At 62.5% G+C, this 15,782-nt stretch carries 9 protein-coding genes; 6 read left to right on the top strand and 3 right to left on the bottom strand.

The genetic code is table 11. The annotated features are described in order from the left end of the window. The first annotated feature begins 115 nt into the window (after nucleotides 1-115). Together GTP27_RS00950 and GTP27_RS00945 are read left to right on the top strand one after the other, a co-directional pair. Entirely contained in the window at nucleotides 116-4,642 is a 4,527-nt protein-coding gene (locus tag GTP27_RS00950; protein ID WP_161037319.1) for a PAS domain S-box protein, read from the top strand. Between the two features lie 14 nt (nucleotides 4,643-4,656). Further along, nucleotides 4,657-5,811: a response regulator gene (locus GTP27_RS00945; protein WP_161037318.1), complete on the top strand. Its 1,155-nt coding sequence runs from the start codon at nucleotides 4,657-4,659 to the stop codon at nucleotides 5,809-5,811. Between the two features lie 82 nt (nucleotides 5,812-5,893). On the opposite strand, the gene GTP27_RS00940 is transcribed toward GTP27_RS00945, so the two are convergent. Together GTP27_RS00940 and GTP27_RS00935 are read right to left on the bottom strand one after the other, a co-directional pair. Next, a complete protein-coding gene (locus tag GTP27_RS00940; protein ID WP_161037317.1) occupies nucleotides 5,894-6,844 on the bottom strand; it encodes a hypothetical protein in 951 nt (316 codons plus the stop codon). A gap of 54 nt (nucleotides 6,845-6,898) precedes the next feature. Then, on the bottom strand, nucleotides 6,899-9,400 hold the full coding sequence (locus GTP27_RS00935) for a cation-translocating P-type ATPase (protein WP_161037316.1): 2,502 nt from the start codon (nucleotides 9,398-9,400) through the stop codon (nucleotides 6,899-6,901). Nucleotides 9,401-9,597: 197 nt separating this feature from the next. Between GTP27_RS00935 and GTP27_RS00930 the strand changes: the two genes are divergently transcribed. The 4 genes from GTP27_RS00930 (at nucleotide 9,598) to GTP27_RS00915 (ending at nucleotide 14,530) form a co-directional block, all read left to right on the top strand. Further along, nucleotides 9,598-10,245 carry a cytochrome b/b6 domain-containing protein gene (locus GTP27_RS00930; RefSeq protein WP_161037315.1) on the top strand — a complete coding sequence of 216 codons (648 nt, stop codon included), beginning with the start codon at nucleotides 9,598-9,600 and terminating at the stop codon, nucleotides 10,243-10,245. Between the two features lie 185 nt (nucleotides 10,246-10,430). Then, nucleotides 10,431-11,999, top strand: coding sequence for a methyl-accepting chemotaxis protein (locus GTP27_RS00925; protein ID WP_161037314.1), 1,569 nt, complete (start codon nucleotides 10,431-10,433; stop codon nucleotides 11,997-11,999). A 140-nt stretch (nucleotides 12,000-12,139) separates the two neighbouring features. Next, entirely contained in the window at nucleotides 12,140-13,219 is a 1,080-nt protein-coding gene (locus GTP27_RS00920; RefSeq protein WP_161037313.1) for a LacI family DNA-binding transcriptional regulator, read from the top strand. A gap of 3 nt (nucleotides 13,220-13,222) precedes the next feature. Beyond that, nucleotides 13,223-14,530: an MFS transporter gene (locus tag GTP27_RS00915; protein WP_161037312.1), complete on the top strand. Its 1,308-nt coding sequence runs from the start codon at nucleotides 13,223-13,225 to the stop codon at nucleotides 14,528-14,530. Here the strand turns inward: GTP27_RS00915 and GTP27_RS00910 are convergent. After that, nucleotides 14,477-15,673, bottom strand: a complete 1,197-nt coding sequence (locus GTP27_RS00910; protein WP_202416467.1) for a glycoside hydrolase family 88 protein — start codon at nucleotides 15,671-15,673, stop codon at nucleotides 14,477-14,479. The genes GTP27_RS00915 and GTP27_RS00910 overlap by 54 nt on opposite strands. Nucleotides 15,674-15,782 lie beyond the last annotated feature (109 nt).

Below are 15,782 nucleotides of genomic sequence, written 5' to 3'. Positions count from 1 at the left end.
ACCCAGGTTGCGCTTATCGTAATTGCAACAGCATCGCATGGCAGATCTTCCCGAATGCTTACATAAACGGGATTTCTGTTCATAATAGCAACTACTCATCCTCGCAGGAGTAGCAATGCCGGTATTCTCGGGAAATCCGTTTTCGTTTGCCTCTGCCGCCGAACTGGCCATGCGCCAGATCGGCTCCAGTTACGATGGCGCAGGGATTGCAGCCTCCGTGATGATCGCGATTTTTGCTTCCTTCTGCGCCTTCGAAATGGCGCGCCGGCGCCAGCAGGGGCGCTACTGGGTGTCGCTAGGCGCTGTCATGCTGGGACTGGGCATCTGGGCGATGCACTTTATCGGCATGTCCTCGTTCCGGCTTAACTGCAGCGTTGCTTATGATCCCTGGCTGACCCTGTTGTCAGCCTTGCCCGGCGTGGCGGCTGCGGCGATAGCCTTGCGCGCCACTGCGTCGCAGCGCATAGGCCACACCAAACTGCTGCTGGCCGGTGCCGTCATGGGCAGCGGGGTAGGGCTGATGCATTACACCGGCATGGCCGCTTTCCAGTTTCAGGGACGCTTGCTGTACGAACCGCAGGTATTCGTGTTCTCGCTGCTGGCGGCGGTGCTCACCGCTACGCTGGCACTGCTGCTGAACCGGCGCATCGCCAGCAGCGGCTTGCGGCGCATCCCGTATCTGGCCTCGCTGGCCGCTGCCGTGGTGCTGGGGCTGGCGATCTCCAGCATGCACTACATCGCCATGGAATCGGCCCGCTTCCTGCCGCTGGAAGGCGTGGTGATCACGTCCCCCATCAGCCAGACCATGCTGGGTATGCTCGCTGGCTGCGCTACGCTGATGCTGCTGTGTTTTGGCCTGCTGTATGTATTCCTGTATTCGAAGACGCTCAGCGCGCGCACGCGTTACGAGTCCATCCTCAGCACTACCCAGCAGGGCTTTGTCCTGATCGACGATACGGGGGCCATTGTGCAGACCAATGCTGCCATGGTGGCTCTGCTCAAGCTGCCGTCCGGCCAGATACTGGGCAAGCGGCTGGCCGATGTGCTCGACCATGTGCGCCAGGATGACCATGGCGCTTACCAGATGCAGGCCAATCTGCGCTGTGCCGATGGCAGCCTGCTGCCCTGCATGGCCTATGTGAATACCTTCGTCGACAATTCGGACGGGCGGCAGATCAGCTTTGCCCTGTTCAGCGACATCAGCAAGCGGGTAGCGGCCGAAGCGCGCGCCCATGCGCGCGAAGAACAGTTCCGCGCGCTGCTCGACTCTACGCCAGATCCGATGGTGATTACCAATGCCGAGGGTTGCATCGTCATGGTCAATCGTCAGGCCGAAGCCTTCTTTGGCTATGCCCACGCCGACTTTGTCGGCCAGCCAGTGGAAATGCTGATGCCGGCCGCGCTGACGGAACTGCATGGCCAGCTGCGGCAGGACTATATGCAGCACGCCGCGCCGCGCCGCGTAGGCAGCGACGGCATGCTGCATGCGCGCACCAGCGCAGGGAAAGAAATTCCCGTGGAAGTGAGCCTGAGCCCCATCGTCACGGCCGAAGGTCTGCTGATCGCCAGTTCCTTGCGCGATGTAACGGAGCGTCTGCGCATCGAATCGGCGCTGGTGGCGGCCAATCAGGAGCAGGAGGCGATACTGGGCACGGCATCGGTCGGTATCGCACTGTTGCAGCAGCGCGTGATCCGCCAGTGTAATCACGGGCTGGATGAATTGTTCGGCTATGCCGTCGGCGAGCTCAAAGGACAGCCCGTGCGCTGCTGGTTCCATCGTCAGGAAGACTATGACCGGGTGGGTAGCGTCGGCTATGCGCAGATACTGATGGGGAATACCTATACGCAGGACCTGCAGTTCCAGCGCAAGGATGGCAGTCTGTTCTGGGCCCGTACGGTCACCCGTGCCATCGACCAGCAGCAACCGGAGCGAGGCGTGGTGGTGATCGTGTGGGATATCACCGCCGAGCGCCATGCGCAGGAACTGATACAGCTGGCCAACGACGAGCAGCGCGCGATACTCGATACCGCTACATCCGGCATTGCCCTGATCCGCGAACGGACCCTGCACCGCTGCAACCGCCGCCTGCACGAGATGTTCGGCTGGCCGCTGTGGGAAATGGTGGGCCAGCAGACGGCGATCTGGTATGCCGACGAGGAGGCTAACCGCATCGGCGGCCTGCCCTATGAAACCATCTGGTCGGGCCAGCCGCATGTGCGCGAACAGCAGCTGATGCGCAAGGACGGCAGCCTGTTCTGGGCCCGTCTGCAGGGCAATGCAGTCGATCCGGCCGATCATTCCAAGGGCACGGTGTGGATCATCGATGATATTACGGCCGACCGCGAACTAAGCGACGCGCTGCGCATGGCCAAGGAAAAGGCCGAAAGCGCCACCCGCGCCAAGTCGGACTTCCTGTCGAATATGAGCCACGAAATCCGCACGCCGATGAATGCCATCATCGGCATGTCGCGGCTGGCGCTGCAGACCGAGCTCGATCGCAAGCAGCGCAACTACATCGAAAAAGTGGTACAGGCCGGGAACAATCTGCTCGGTATCATCAACGATATTCTGGATTTCTCCAAGATCGAAGCGGGCAAGCTGTCGATGGAACGCATCGATTTCCGGCTGGAAGATGTGGTCGACAATCTGGGCAACCTGCTGTCGATGAAAACCGATGAAAAAGGGCTGGAGCTGATCTTCGATGCGTCGGCCAATGTGCCGACGGCGCTGGTGGGCGACCCGCTGCGGCTGGGGCAGGTGCTGATCAATCTGGGCAATAACGCCGTCAAGTTTACCGAAAAAGGTGAAATCGTGGTGGGCGTCAGCTGCCTGCGGCAGGAGGCGGACGAAGTCGAGCTGCACTTCTGGGTGCGCGATACCGGTATCGGCATGACGGCAGAGCAGACCGGACGCATGTTCCAGTCCTTCACCCAGGCCGATTCATCCACCACCCGCAAATATGGTGGTACCGGGCTGGGGCTGGCCATTTCCAAGACGCTGGTGGAGATGATGGGTGGCCGCATCTGGGTGGAAAGCGTAGCGGGACAAGGTTCCGTGTTCCACTTCACGGCGCGCTTCGGGCTGCAGAGCAGCATACAGCTCAACCGCATGTTTACGGCCGACGAGCTGCGCGGCATCCGCGTGCTGGTGGTGGATGACAACGCGGCGGCGCGCGACATCCTGCAGGATATGGCGCGATCGTTCGGCTTGCGCGCCGCCACGGCCAGTGGCGGACGGCAGGCGCTGGACATGGTGGCTGCGGCACAGGCCGAAGGTGCACCGTTTGATCTGCTGCTGTCGGACTGGCGCATGCCGGAAATGGATGGCGTGCAGCTGGTGGGCGAACTACAGCGCAGCACCCGCTCGCAGGCGCCGGCAGTGATCATGGTGACGGCCTACGGACGCGAGGAGGCACTGGCGGCGGCGCGCGCGCAGCAGGTGGAGCTGAGTACCGTACTGACCAAACCCGCCACACCCTCCTCGCTGCTGGAGGCTATCGGCGCATCGCTGAAGAAGTACTCGCTGCGCCGTGCCCCGGTAGTGCAACTGGGGCAGGGTGTGCAGGATGCCATGGCGCGCCTGCAGGGGGCGCGCGTGCTGCTGGTGGAGGATAACGACCTGAATCAGGAACTGGCGCTGGAACTGCTGAGCGATGCGGGCTTGCAGGTGGTGCTGGCCAACAATGGCCGCGAGGCGCTGGATATCCTGGCTGGCGACAGCGCTTTTGACGGGATATTGATGGATTGCCAGATGCCGGTGATGGATGGCTATGAAGCGACCCGTATCATCTGCCGGACGCCGGCGCTGCAGCAGATTCCCGTGATCGCCATGACGGCCAACGCGATGGCGGGCGATCGCGAGCTGGTGCTGGAGGCGGGCATGTGCGACCACATCGCCAAGCCGCTCGACGTGGATGTGATGTTCGAGACCATGGCACGCTGGATACGGCCTAGTGGCATGGCCGCAACGCCGGTGGCGCCGCTGCGGCGTGCCTATCCCAATACGTTCGGCAGCGTGCCGGCCAGTTTGCCCGGCATCGACGTGGCAGCAGGCCTGGCGACCACTATGAACAGCGAAAAACTGTACCGCAAGCTGCTCAGCAAATTCGAAAAGAACCAGAGCCAGTTTCTGCTCCACTTCAAAGCGGCGCGGCAAAGTGATGATGCGCGCGCAGCCGAGCGCTGCGCCCATACCCTGCGTGGTAATGCCGGCAATATCGGTGCGCGCACCCTGCAGCAGCATGCCGCTCTGCTGGAGCAGGACTGCCGCGCCGGTGTGGCACAGGATCAGATCGATGCAGCTTTGCAGGCCGTGCTGGCCGAACTGGAGCTCGTGCTGAACAGCCTGCGCAGCATGGACGGTGCCCGCGCCGATGCCCAGCCCGAGCCGCCAGCTGCCCTGGCGGTGGATGAAGCGGCGCTGCTGGCTGCCTGTGAACAGCTGCTGCCCATGCTGGAAGATGGTGATCCGGAAGCCTGCCAGCTGTGGGAAAGTCAGCGCGAGCTATTCCGCGCTGCCTATCCTGCACGCTGGGCGGAGCTGGAAGCGCTGCTGGGGGACTTTGATTTCGAAGGGGCGCAACAGAGCCTGCGTCAGGCGATGGAAGCGCGTAAGATGACAAGCGGAACTCAGCCTAACTGACTGGAGTAGCGAGCATGGAAACTAGTCTGGAACTGCCAGCCAAGCCCATAGTCCTGATTGTGGACGACACGCCGGAAAACCTTGCGCTGATGAGCGAGCTGCTGCGTAACGATTACAAACTGAAGATCGCCAATAGCGGCGCGCGCGCGCTGAAACTGGCCACTACCGGCGATGTGCCGGACCTTATCCTGCTCGATATCATGATGCCGGAAATGGATGGCTACCAAGTCTGCCAGATACTCAAGGCGCATCCGGCTACACGCGATATTCCCGTGATCTTCCTCACTGCCAAGGCCGATATCGCCGACGAGGAAAAAGGCCTGCAGATCGGTGCGGTCGATTACATTACCAAGCCGGTCAGCCCGCCGATCCTGATGGCGCGCCTGAAAATCCATCTGGCGCTGAAAGCTCACGCCGATTTCCTGCGCGACAAAAGCGCGTTTCTGGAGCAGGAAGTGGCCAAGCGTACGCGCGAGGTCACTGCCATCCAGGATGTGACGATACTGGCCATGGCTTCGCTGGCCGAAACCCGCGATGCCGATACGGGCAACCATATCCGCCGCACCCAGTACTATGTGCAGGCGCTGGCCCGGAAGCTGAGCAGCCACCCGCGCTTTGCCGCTTTGCTGACGGACGAATATATCCGCATGCTGTTCAAGTCGGCGCCGCTGCACGATATCGGCAAGGTGGGCATACCGGACCGCATACTGCTCAAGCCCGGCAAGTTCGACGCGGCCGAATTCGAGATCATGAAGACCCATACCACACTGGGACGCGACGCTATCGACCACGCGGAGAAGCAATTGGGAACGCAAGTGAGTTTCCTGTCCATGGCCAAGGACATCGCCTACAGCCACCAGGAAAAATGGGATGGCTCGGGTTACCCGCAAGGTCTGTCTGGTGTAGCGATTCCGCTGGCGGCGCGGCTGATGGCGGTGGCCGACGTGTATGATGCGCTGATCTGCCGCCGCGTCTACAAGGAAGGCATGGGCCACGATCTGGCCGTGCAGCTGATCGTGCAGGGGCGCGGCAGCCATTTCGATCCCGACGTGGTGGATGCCTTCCTGAGTCTGCAGGACGAATTCCGCGCTATTGCCGCGCGCTTTGCCGACAGCGATGAAGACCTTGAGCAGAAGCGCGAGCAGCTGAACCGGATCAGCGCTCAGTGACGCTAGTCCAGTTCGAACCTGCCCGCATACGGCAGCGCCACGCATACAGACGCACGACGGACTCGCCTACAGAATCAGGCTGCTAATCTTTCAGCTTGCGGCTTCCGTCTAGACTGATTTTGATCTCGCGTCCCACCACGCTGCCAACCCACTGGGGCTGGTCCGCCAGAACATAGGTGGATAGGGCCGGGTAAAAAATCAGCTTTCCTTCCATGGCCCATTTGTTCATCTTATTGGAAAAAGCCGCCGGATACTGGTCGATAGTGCACGCTAGATTAGCCCAGGGATCGCAGACGGCAATATCAGCGGGCCAGTCGCAAATTTTTTCCGGCAGTGCAGCGGGGTGAGTAATGCCTATCACTGCAAAGGCATGGGTCGCCGTATAGGCCTTAAATGCGGGAATGTCGGCAGACCGAAGATGGTAGACAGCCGCCTCGGCGAGCTCGCCGCAGTTATGGGCCTGGGATTTGTATGACACGACGTACCCTGCACCTTTCGAGCGAGCCGTTCGAGTTTTTAATAAAGCCGGATGCGCTTTCTTTCTTCGTCCGCTAACCTGCACGTATTTGGGGCGATGTTTCTGATAGGTTTTGTTATAGGATTTATGGTTCGCTTTGTAAACCTCCGTACGTATATGCTGCAGAGTTTCTTTAGCTATGTCGAGATTGGACATACTCCCATTGCTTTCCTTTAAATCATTACTCTGCCTCAAAATGGCGAGAGAGTTCAGACGTGCGTGCAAGCTGTGTGTCTGAGTCGTAAAGTCGCGTTTGGCAAATATATTTTTTGTAGCCGCCCGCAAGCGCGCAGCGATGCCTGTCTGCAGACAGCGCGCCATAGCTGGCCTTACCTGGTTGGCGACAATTGAACCTACCGCCTCGCCATATAGGCTGCCGGTAGATTGGCCTGGCTTTAATTTTTGCGATTCAAAGAAGCTATCCCGATTCATACTAAGTGAATTCATTGCTGGTGTTTTCTGGCAGTTTTTAAAAGAATGCCTATTTTGTAACGACTGGGACCATGTTGGTTCCATGCTGCGGCATCCGCGCAATTGCGCGAAGCGCGAGCAGCAGAACCGGATCAGCGCTCAGCGACGCTTGACCAGTTCGAACCAGCCCACGCACAGCAGCGCCACGGCTACGCTGCCCAGCAGGATATCTGCCGCCGGCAGGGCAAAGGCAAACAGCGTGCGGATGGCCGGTACGCCGAGCACGGCGGCGAGCAGCAGCAGCGCAATGGCGCTGATCCAGTAGAACGGCCGGTTGGACTGGTGGCTGCGCTGCCATGCGGGCAGGCGCCAGCTCAGATTGCTGAATATGAGGCCCAGATTGGCTAGTACCAGCGCTACGAAGGTGCTGGTACGCGCAGCGTTGTGCGGCACGCCCTGCCGGCGCAGCAGCGCATGCCATATCAGCAGTATCAGCAGCAGCGCACCGCCCTGCAGCAGGCCGCGCTGGAGGATGCTGCGGTCGAATAGATGCTGCTGCGGCGAACGGGGCGGGCTTTGCATGGCGCCCGGTTCGATCGCTTCCGCCTCGAACACCAGCGAACAGGCCGGGTCGATGACCAGCTGCAGAAACAGTATATGGACGGGCATCAGCAGCATGGGCCAGCCGAACAGCACCGGCAGTATCGACAGCCCGACGATGGGCACGTGCACGGCGACGATGAACACGATGGCCTTGCGCAGGTTGGCAAACAGGCGGCGGCCATGCTGCACGGCCAGCAGCAGCGAAGAAAAATCATCCTGCAGCAGCACCAGTGCTGCCGCTTCGCGTGCCACATCGGTGCCGCGCGCGCCCATGGCCACGCCGATATGCGCCGCTTTCAGTGCCGGTGCATCGTTGACGCCATCGCCCGTCATGGCGACGATCTCGCCGCGCTGGCGGAACGCCTGCACCAGCCGCAGCTTCTGCTCGGGTGCGATGCGGCAGAATACCCGGCAGTCCTGCAGCCGGCGCGACAGCTCTGCATCATCGAGCGTCGCCAGTTCCGGGCCAGCCAGCACGGCGCCATGTATGCCCGCCTGAGTAGCAATGGCGCTGGCCGTCGCGGGGTGGTCGCCGGTAATCATCACTACCTGCATGCCGGCGGCATGGCACTGCGCTACTGCCCCGGGTACTTCGGGCCGTATCGGGTCCTGCAGGGCCACCAGACCGAGGAATTCGAATTCGAACACATGCTGGTTGTCCGGCAGCGGCGGCGCGGCAAAGCTGGCACTGGCCACGGCAATCACGCGCAGGCCCTGTGCTGCCATCAGGCTGACCTGTGCAGCGATACTGGCGCTACCGGCTGCATCCAGATGGCATAGATCGATGATGGCCTCGGGGGCGCCTTTGGCAGCCACCAGATAGGCGTCGCGGCGCGGCGATTGCCACACGCGCGACATGGCCAGCAGCTGGCGCGACAGCGGATAGTCGTCGATCAGCTGCCAGTCGCTATGCAGGTGTTCGGTGTTGGCGAGCCAGCTGGCACCCGCGCTGGTGATGGCCTGCTCCATGGGGTCGAAGGCTTGCCGGTGGCTGGCCAGTACGGCATATTCGAGCAGGCCGTGCAGCTGGTCCGGCATGGTGCTGGCACTGGCCGCATCAAAACTGGCCTGCCGGCTCCACAGCCCGCGCACTTCCATGCGGTTGGCCGTGAGCGTGCCGGTCTTGTCGACGCACAGGACGGTGGTGGCGCCCAGCAGTTCGATGGCAGGAATGCTGCGCGCCAGGATGCGCGCGCGCCCCAGCCGCCATGCGCCCAGGCCGAGAAACAGGGTGAGAATGACCGGCAATTCCTCCGGCAGGATGGCCATGGCCAGCGTCAGTCCGGCCAGCACGCCTTGCAGCCATGCGCCGTTCAGGTACCAGTAGGCCAGCGCCAGTGCCAGCGCCAGCAGGGCGCCGCAGCTGGCCACGGTCTTGACCACGCCGCGCGTCTCCTGCTGGATAGGGGTAAGTTCGCCGCCCAGTGCGGCCAGACTGGCACCTATCCGCCCCAGTGCGCTGGCTGCGCCGGTGGCCACGACGAGTCCGCGTGCCGTGCCTTGCGTGATCAGGGTGCCGGAGTAGATGCGGCCCTGTTCCGGCGTGGCAGCCTGATCACCGGGGAGTTTGCTGACGGGGACGGATTCGCCGGTCAGCAGCGATTCGTCCACCATCAGGTTGGAGCAGTTCAGCAGATCGATGTCGGCCGGTACGCGGTCGCCCTCTGCCAGCAGCACCACGTCGCCGGGCACCAGTTCGCGCCCCGCAATGCGCATCTGCTGGCCGTCGCGCAGCACCAGTGCGCGTGGCGAAGACAGGTCGCGCAGCGCATGCAGCGAGCGCTCGGTGCGGCGCTGCTGGAAAAAAGTCATGATCACGACGATGGCCACAAAGCCCAGCAGCATCAGCGCTTCGTCCGGATCGCCTAGTAGCAGGTAGATGGCGCCGCAGGCTACCAGCAGCAGAAACATGGGTTCGGCCACCACATCCACCAGCAGGCGGACGTTGCTGCGCGGGCGCGAGACGGGTAGTTCGTTAGCGCCCACCTGCTGCAGCAATTGCTGCGCTGCCTGGCTGGAAAGCCCCGGATAGGTCGACGGCGATGGCGTGTTTTCCATAAGTGGGAGTGGCTCGCAACAATCAGTGGAAAGCTTAGGGTCTGCCTCGAGTGTATTACATCCGGCTGCCGATTTTGCGGACTGCCGGGGGAACAGAAAAAATAGTCAGGTCAGTGCGCAATTTTCCGCTTTGCTCAGAATTTCTTAATAACTGCGCGCCACCATCAGGGCGAGATCACCCACAGCAGGAGCCTGATATGCCATCGAGCCAAGCCAAGATTGCGCCAGCCACAGGCGCTATTGCACCTATCCGTGTTTGGGATATGCCGCTGCGAGTGTTTCACTGGCTGCTGGCACTATGTTTCGGTGGCGCCTATCTGAGCGCCGAGCTGGATGACTGGCGCCTGCTGCACGTGACACTCGGTTATACCGTGGCGGGACTGGTGCTGTTCCGTCTGCTATGGGGCGTATTCGGCACACGCTATGCCCGCTTCAGCAGCTTTGTGCGAGGGCCGCAAGCGGTACTGACCTATCTGCGCGGTCTGGCGACAGGCCGGCCGCAGCACTACACCGGCCATAATCCCGCCGGTGCGCTAGCCATCGTGCTGATGCTGGCACTGGCCTTGCTGCTGACGGCGGCAGGATGGCTGCTGTACGCGGAACTGGTGGGCGACTGGATGGAAGAAATACATGAGACGCTGGCCAACCTGCTGCTGCTGGTGGTGCTGGTGCACATCGCTGCGGTGCTGCTGGCTAGCCGCCTGCATGGCGAAAATCTGATACGGGCGATGTGGAGCGGAATGAAGGCCGGGGCTGCAGGTGATGCCAGCCAGCCGGCGTGTGTGCTGGCCGCGCTGCTGCTATTGCTGGCCGTGGCGGGATTCTGGTGGATCCAGCTGGGTTAATGGGCGCAAAGCGGCGCCAGGCAGGACGGAAAATTAACTTTAAAATTGAAAGTTTCTACAACGAAAGTTAATCTGGACGATATTTCAGTTGCCAATGGCCTAGTACAATTGCATTTTGGAAATTTGATCCATCGCAGGCTATGGTCGGCGCACGCTAGGTGGATAAGTAACAAGAAGGAGTGAGCATGCGCCAGAATCTGCCCGTCACGGGCCATGAATACGTTTTACCGCCCCAGCGTCCGCTGGTCTCCAAGACCGATCTGGCCGGGCGCATCACCTACGCCAATCCCGCCTTTATCGAAGCCAGCGGCTACAGTCAGGAAGAATTGCTGGGCGCGCCCCATAATCTGGTGCGCCACCCTGACATGCCGCCGGCGGCGTTTGCCGATCTGTGGCAGACCATACAGCGCGGCATGCCGTGGACCGGTCTGGTCAAGAACCGCCGCAAGAATGGCGATTTCTACTGGGTCGTGGCGAATGTAACGCCCACCATGGAAGGTGGCCGCGTGAATGGCTACCTCTCCGTGCGCACCGTGCCGGAACGCCATCAGATCACCCGCGCCGAGCAGCTATACCGGCAACTGGCCCGTGGTGGCGCGGCTGCCGGCGTGCTGCATCAGGGGCGCCATGTGGCGCCCGGCATGGCCGGCTGGCTGACGCGCTTGCGGCGCGTGCCGGCGCGTCTGTGGTGCCACAGCCTGCTGATGCTGCTGGCACTGCTGCTGGCCACGCTGGGTGTGGCTGGCTGGAGTAGCCATAGCGACGGCGCGGCGACGGCTTACGCGCTGGCCGGTAGCGCCGGTGTCGCCATCACGCTGGCACTGGCACTGGTACTGGAGCGCAGCGTGCTGGCGCCTTTGCGCGCTGCGCTGTATAGCGCCCGGGCGCTGGCGGCGGGCGACCTGAGTGTGTCGATCGAAGTGGCTGGTGACGAAGAAGTGGCCCAGTTGCTACGCGCTTTGCGCCAGATGAGCATCAATCTGGTGGCCATCATCGGCGATGTACGCAGCAGTGTGGAATCGATCAATACGGCCACACGCGAAATCGCCGCCGGTAATCAGGATCTGTCGCTGCGCACGGAAGCCCAGGCCGCCAGCAATGCCCAGCAAACCAGCGCGCTGGTGGCCGAGGCCTGTACGGTAGCGAGCGAAGGCGGTGCCGTGGTGACGCAGGTGGGGCTGACGCTGGCCGACATCAGCCAGTCGGCGCAGAAGATCTTCGACATTATCGGCCTGATCGACGGTATCGCTTTCCAGACCAATATACTGGCCCTTAATGCCGCTGTGGAAGCCGCACGCGCCGGAGAGCAGGGGCGCAGTTTTGCGGTGGTAGCGACGGAAGTGCGCCAGCTGGCCCAGCGCGCTACGGCGGCGGCCGGCGAAATCAAGCAGCTGATCAGTGCCTCGGTGGAGAAGATCGCCCATGGCGACCAGCTGGGCCGCACGGCTGGCGCTACCATGACGGGTGTGGTGGCATCGGTGCAGAGCGTGGCAGACATCGTCAGCGACATCGCGCGTGACAACCTGCAGCAAAGTAGCGGTGTGGACCAGATTAACCGCACCGTGCTGGAGATCGATGCCGGTACCCAGCAGAATGCCGCGATGGTGGAGCAGGCCGCCGCTGCAGCAGCCCAGCTGGACGAGCAGGCTGCCCATCTGGCGCAGGCGGTGGGGCTGTTCAAATTTTCGTCGCGCCGCGGCCGGCTGGAAGGCGCGGGTCCGCCGGCATTGCCGCAGCGCCGTGCAGCCGGCTAGCGCAGGGCAGCAGTTGGCGTAGCTGATAAGCGCACCACAGGTGTTGCAGCAAGCTTGATAACGTTAACGATTTTCTGTCTGCCGTGGTGGAAAATCTGTACAATCAGCCGCTGATATGCATCTCTGTGAGTGGATAGGCAATGGCAAATAAAAAGGCCAGCGTTACGCTGGTGGATGTGGCGCGCGAAGCGGGCGTCTCGGTGATGACGGCGTCGCGCGCGCTGAGCGGCGAAGGCTACGCTTCGGAAGAAACCCGCAGCAAGGTGCAGGCGGCGGCCAAGCAGCTGGGCTATGCGCCCAACGCGCTGGCGCGCATGATGAAGGGCGGTAAAACCAATGTGATCGGCATCGTCGTCAACGATCTGTCCTCGCAGGTGGTGAATGCCTTCGTGACGGCGCTCAGCGTGGAAGTGCGCAAGGTGGAGATGGATATGTTCATCTACAGCACCATGGGCACGCTGGGCGAGGGGCGCGGCGCCGCTGTCAGCCAGATGCTGCACGGCCTGTGGGATGGCCTGATCTACGTGCTGCCCTGCATGACCGACGACTTCCTCAAATCGCTGGAGAATGCCAGCAGTCCGGTACTGCTGCTGAACTACTTCCGCCACGAGACGCCGTTGCCGGTGGTGCGCGGCGATAACTATAACGGTGCGCAGGACGCCGTATCGCATCTGATCGAACTGGGGCACCGCCGCATTGCCTTTGTTGGCGGCACAGCTTTCACGGGGCAGAGCGATCTGCGCGAGCGCGGCTATCTGGCGGCGCTGGCCGATGCCGGTATCGCCGCCGATCCATCGTTAATCTATCAGGGTAATTTTCAGGAACTGTCCGGGCTGGAAGCGGGGCGCCATCTGCTGGCGCTGGAGCAGCCGCCAACGGCGATTTTTGCGGCCAGCGATACCATGGCGCTGGGCTGCATGAACGCCATCCGCGAACGCGGGCTGGCCATACCGCAGGATATCTCCGTAGTGGGCTTCGATGATATTCCCGCTGCTTCGCTGGCCCAGCCGCCGCTCACCACGCTGCGCCACCCGTTTCAGGCGATGGCGCAGGCCGCTGTGCAGGAACTGCTGCGGCGTATCCGCAGCGAGCCGGGGCGGCGCCAGCGGGTTGAATTCCCCAGCGAATTCGTGATCCGCGAGAGTACGGGGCCCGCGCCCCGTACGGCTGCCGCGACGCCGCGCAAACGTGCGGCGGCACGTAAAGCCGATAGCGCGTAAGCGATGCACGGCATGCCCGGCGTAGCGCCGCGCCAGCGCTGGTTCAGTGCCGGCCTGCTGGCCGTGTACGTCTTGCTGCTGCTGGGCGGGCTGGGCTGGTCGCTCAAGGAGCGCGCCATTCCCGATCTGTTCAAGGTGCAGCTGCGCCAGTTCAGCGACAACCCCGTTCTGCTCAATAGCCTGCTCGGTGCGCTGCCGGCTTTGATCAGCATGCTGGCAGGGCCGCTGATCGGTGCATGGAGCGACCGTACCCGCAGCGCGCTGGGACGGCATATTCCGTTTCTGCTGGCTTGCGCACCGCTGATTGCCCTCAGTCTGGTGGGGCTGGCCTACAGCCATACACTGGGCGTGTTGCTGTGGCAGTTGTCCGGCGCGGTGCCGGACGAGCAGAATTATTTTGTACTGGCCTGCATGTGCGTCTGCTGGACCAGCTATTCACTGTTCACCATCATCGGCAACGCCCTGTTTATCGGCCTGATTAACGATCTGGTGCCGCATGCAATCATCGGCCGTTTTTTTGGCGTACTGCGCATCGTCAGTCTGGCGGTGGGGGTGCTGTTCTTCTACTACTACTTCGGCAACGAGCTGACCGAAGTGGCGCAATCCATCGTGCTGACGATAGCCGCGCTTTACCTGCTGTGCTTTCTGCTGGTCTGCTACGGCATTGTCCGGCTGCGCGCGCGCGGAGTGGTGCACGAGGCGGCGCGGCAGGCGCTGGATGCGGCCGGCGTAGCGCAAGGCGGCGCCGATGGCTGGACCTATACGCTGCTGTTTCTGTCCATTGCGATGGGCGCCATCTGCGTGCTGCCGGCGAATATCAACAGCTATCATGCCATCGGCCAGTTCGCGGTGGACTTCCGTGCCTATGGCCGGGCCACTGCCGCTGGCTACAGTGTGTCCATACTGCTGGCGTGGCCGATAGGCTGGCTGGCCGACCGCTACCATCCGGTGCGCATCGGTTTTGCTGCCATGCTGGTGTATGCCTGCTGCATGCTGGCCGCGTGGTGGCTGGTGACGGGGCCTACCTCGTATCTGATCTGGCTATTCGTGCATGTGGTAGTGGCCGGGGTGTTCCTGACTGGTACGGCATCGCTGCTGCCGCTGACTTTGCCGCGCCAGCAGTTTTCCTCGCTGGCGGCGCTGTCGGCGGCGCTTACCGCGCTGCTGACCGTATTTTTCTCTATCCTGCTGGGCTATCTGCTGGGCCGCAATGGCCACGATTACCGTCTCGTGTTTCTGGCGGCGGGACTGGTGGCGCTAGCTGGCGCAGGCTGCTGGTACCGTCTGCTGCGGGCTTTGCGCCGCCGCTGAGGCGTGTGCGCGCAAGGGGCGGCTATCGTAGCTTTGCCAGCCGTGCTGCCAGCGTGCCAGCGCTTCCAGATAATAGTAGTCGCCCCATAACGTGCATTCATCCACGCCCAGTCCGATTTGGCGGTGGTAAGTACCATGCAGCAGCAGGCCGCCGGCCTGCGGCATGCGTGCTGCGCACAGCTTCTGCAAGGCGCCCAGCAGATCGATGGCAGCCTGACGGTAGTGCTGCTGGCGCGGGCCGGCCGGTAGCTGCGCGGCCAGATCGAACAGGCCGCAGGCGGCAATCGCACAGGCCGAGCTGTCGCGCGGTTCGTTGCTGTCGACCGGCAGGCTCAGGTCCCACAGGGCGATGCGGTCTGGCGGCAGGCGCGCGAGGAAGTAGTCGGCGATGTGGCAGGCCGTGTCGAGCAGATCCAGATCGGGCAGGTGGCGGTGGTTGAGCGCGAAGCCGTACAGTGCCCACGCCTGACCGCGCGCCCAGCACGAATCGTCCGACCAGCCCTGATGGGTGCTGGGCCGCAGTGGCGTGCCGCGCAGCGTGTCGAAGAAATAGGTGTGGTAGGTGGCGCCGTCGGTCCGCACCAGATGCTCGCGCGTGCGCAGCGTGTGGATGCGCGCAACCTCGGTGTAGCGGCGCTCGCCGCTGACGCGCGCCGCCCAGTGCAGCAGCGGCAGATTCATCAGGCAGTCGATGATGGTGCGGCCATGCTCGTGCGGATCATCGAGCCTGCCCCAGGCCTGTATCACGCCGGCGCCCGGCAGAAAGCGGCCCAGCAGCCGATCTGCTGCTGCCAGCGCGGTGCTGCGGGCGCCGGGCAGGGCGCACAACTGATCGGCGGCGACATGGCTGAGCAGGTAGAGAAAGCCCAGATCATGGTGGTCAAGATCGCGTCCGGCCTGCAGGCGGTGGGCAAAACTGGCGGTCTGCGCACGTGCCGCCTGGGCGAACTGCGGCTGGCCGCTCAGTTCATAGGCCAGCCACATCAGGCCGGTCCAGAAGCCGGTAGTCCAGCCCACGTTGGCGCCTAGCGCGGTCCCCTCGACCTGCCGTGGCAGGTAATGCTGCTGCTCGCTGGTATCGGCAGGGAAGTGCTGGCCGAGACGGCGCAGGGTGGCCGCTAGTTGTTGCAGGGCTAAATCCAAAGGGGTATCCATCTTATAAGAACAATAAGGGAACGTTACCATTGTAACTACCGATAAGCAAGAAAATTCACTAAGCTGACGCCGGAAAACTGGCTAAACAGGGCAGGAA

Source organism: Duganella qianjiadongensis, assembly GCF_009857915.1.
GTDB classification, from domain to species: domain Bacteria; phylum Pseudomonadota; class Gammaproteobacteria; order Burkholderiales; family Burkholderiaceae_D; genus Rugamonas; species Rugamonas qianjiadongensis.
Note: the sequence above shows the minus strand (reverse complement) of the source record. Positions and strands in the feature narration are given on the sequence as shown.

What these genes read in the sequence shown, in the direction of transcription:
- GTP27_RS00950 (WP_161037319.1), top strand. Translation starts at nt 116, where the DNA reads ATGCCGGTATTCTCGGGAAATCCGTTTTCGTTTGCCTCTGCCGCCGAA.
- GTP27_RS00945 (WP_161037318.1), top strand. Translation starts at nt 4,657, where the DNA reads ATGGAAACTAGTCTGGAACTGCCAGCCAAGCCCATAGTCCTGATTGTG.
- GTP27_RS00940 (WP_161037317.1), bottom strand. Translation starts at nt 6,844, where the DNA reads ATGGAACCAACATGGTCCCAGTCGTTACAAAATAGGCATTCTTTTAAA.
- GTP27_RS00935 (WP_161037316.1), bottom strand. Translation starts at nt 9,400, where the DNA reads ATGGAAAACACGCCATCGCCGTCGACCTATCCGGGGCTTTCCAGCCAG.
- GTP27_RS00930 (WP_161037315.1), top strand. Translation starts at nt 9,598, where the DNA reads ATGCCATCGAGCCAAGCCAAGATTGCGCCAGCCACAGGCGCTATTGCA.
- GTP27_RS00925 (WP_161037314.1), top strand. Translation starts at nt 10,431, where the DNA reads ATGCGCCAGAATCTGCCCGTCACGGGCCATGAATACGTTTTACCGCCC.
- GTP27_RS00920 (WP_161037313.1), top strand. Translation starts at nt 12,140, where the DNA reads ATGGCAAATAAAAAGGCCAGCGTTACGCTGGTGGATGTGGCGCGCGAA.
- GTP27_RS00915 (WP_161037312.1), top strand. Translation starts at nt 13,223, where the DNA reads ATGCACGGCATGCCCGGCGTAGCGCCGCGCCAGCGCTGGTTCAGTGCC.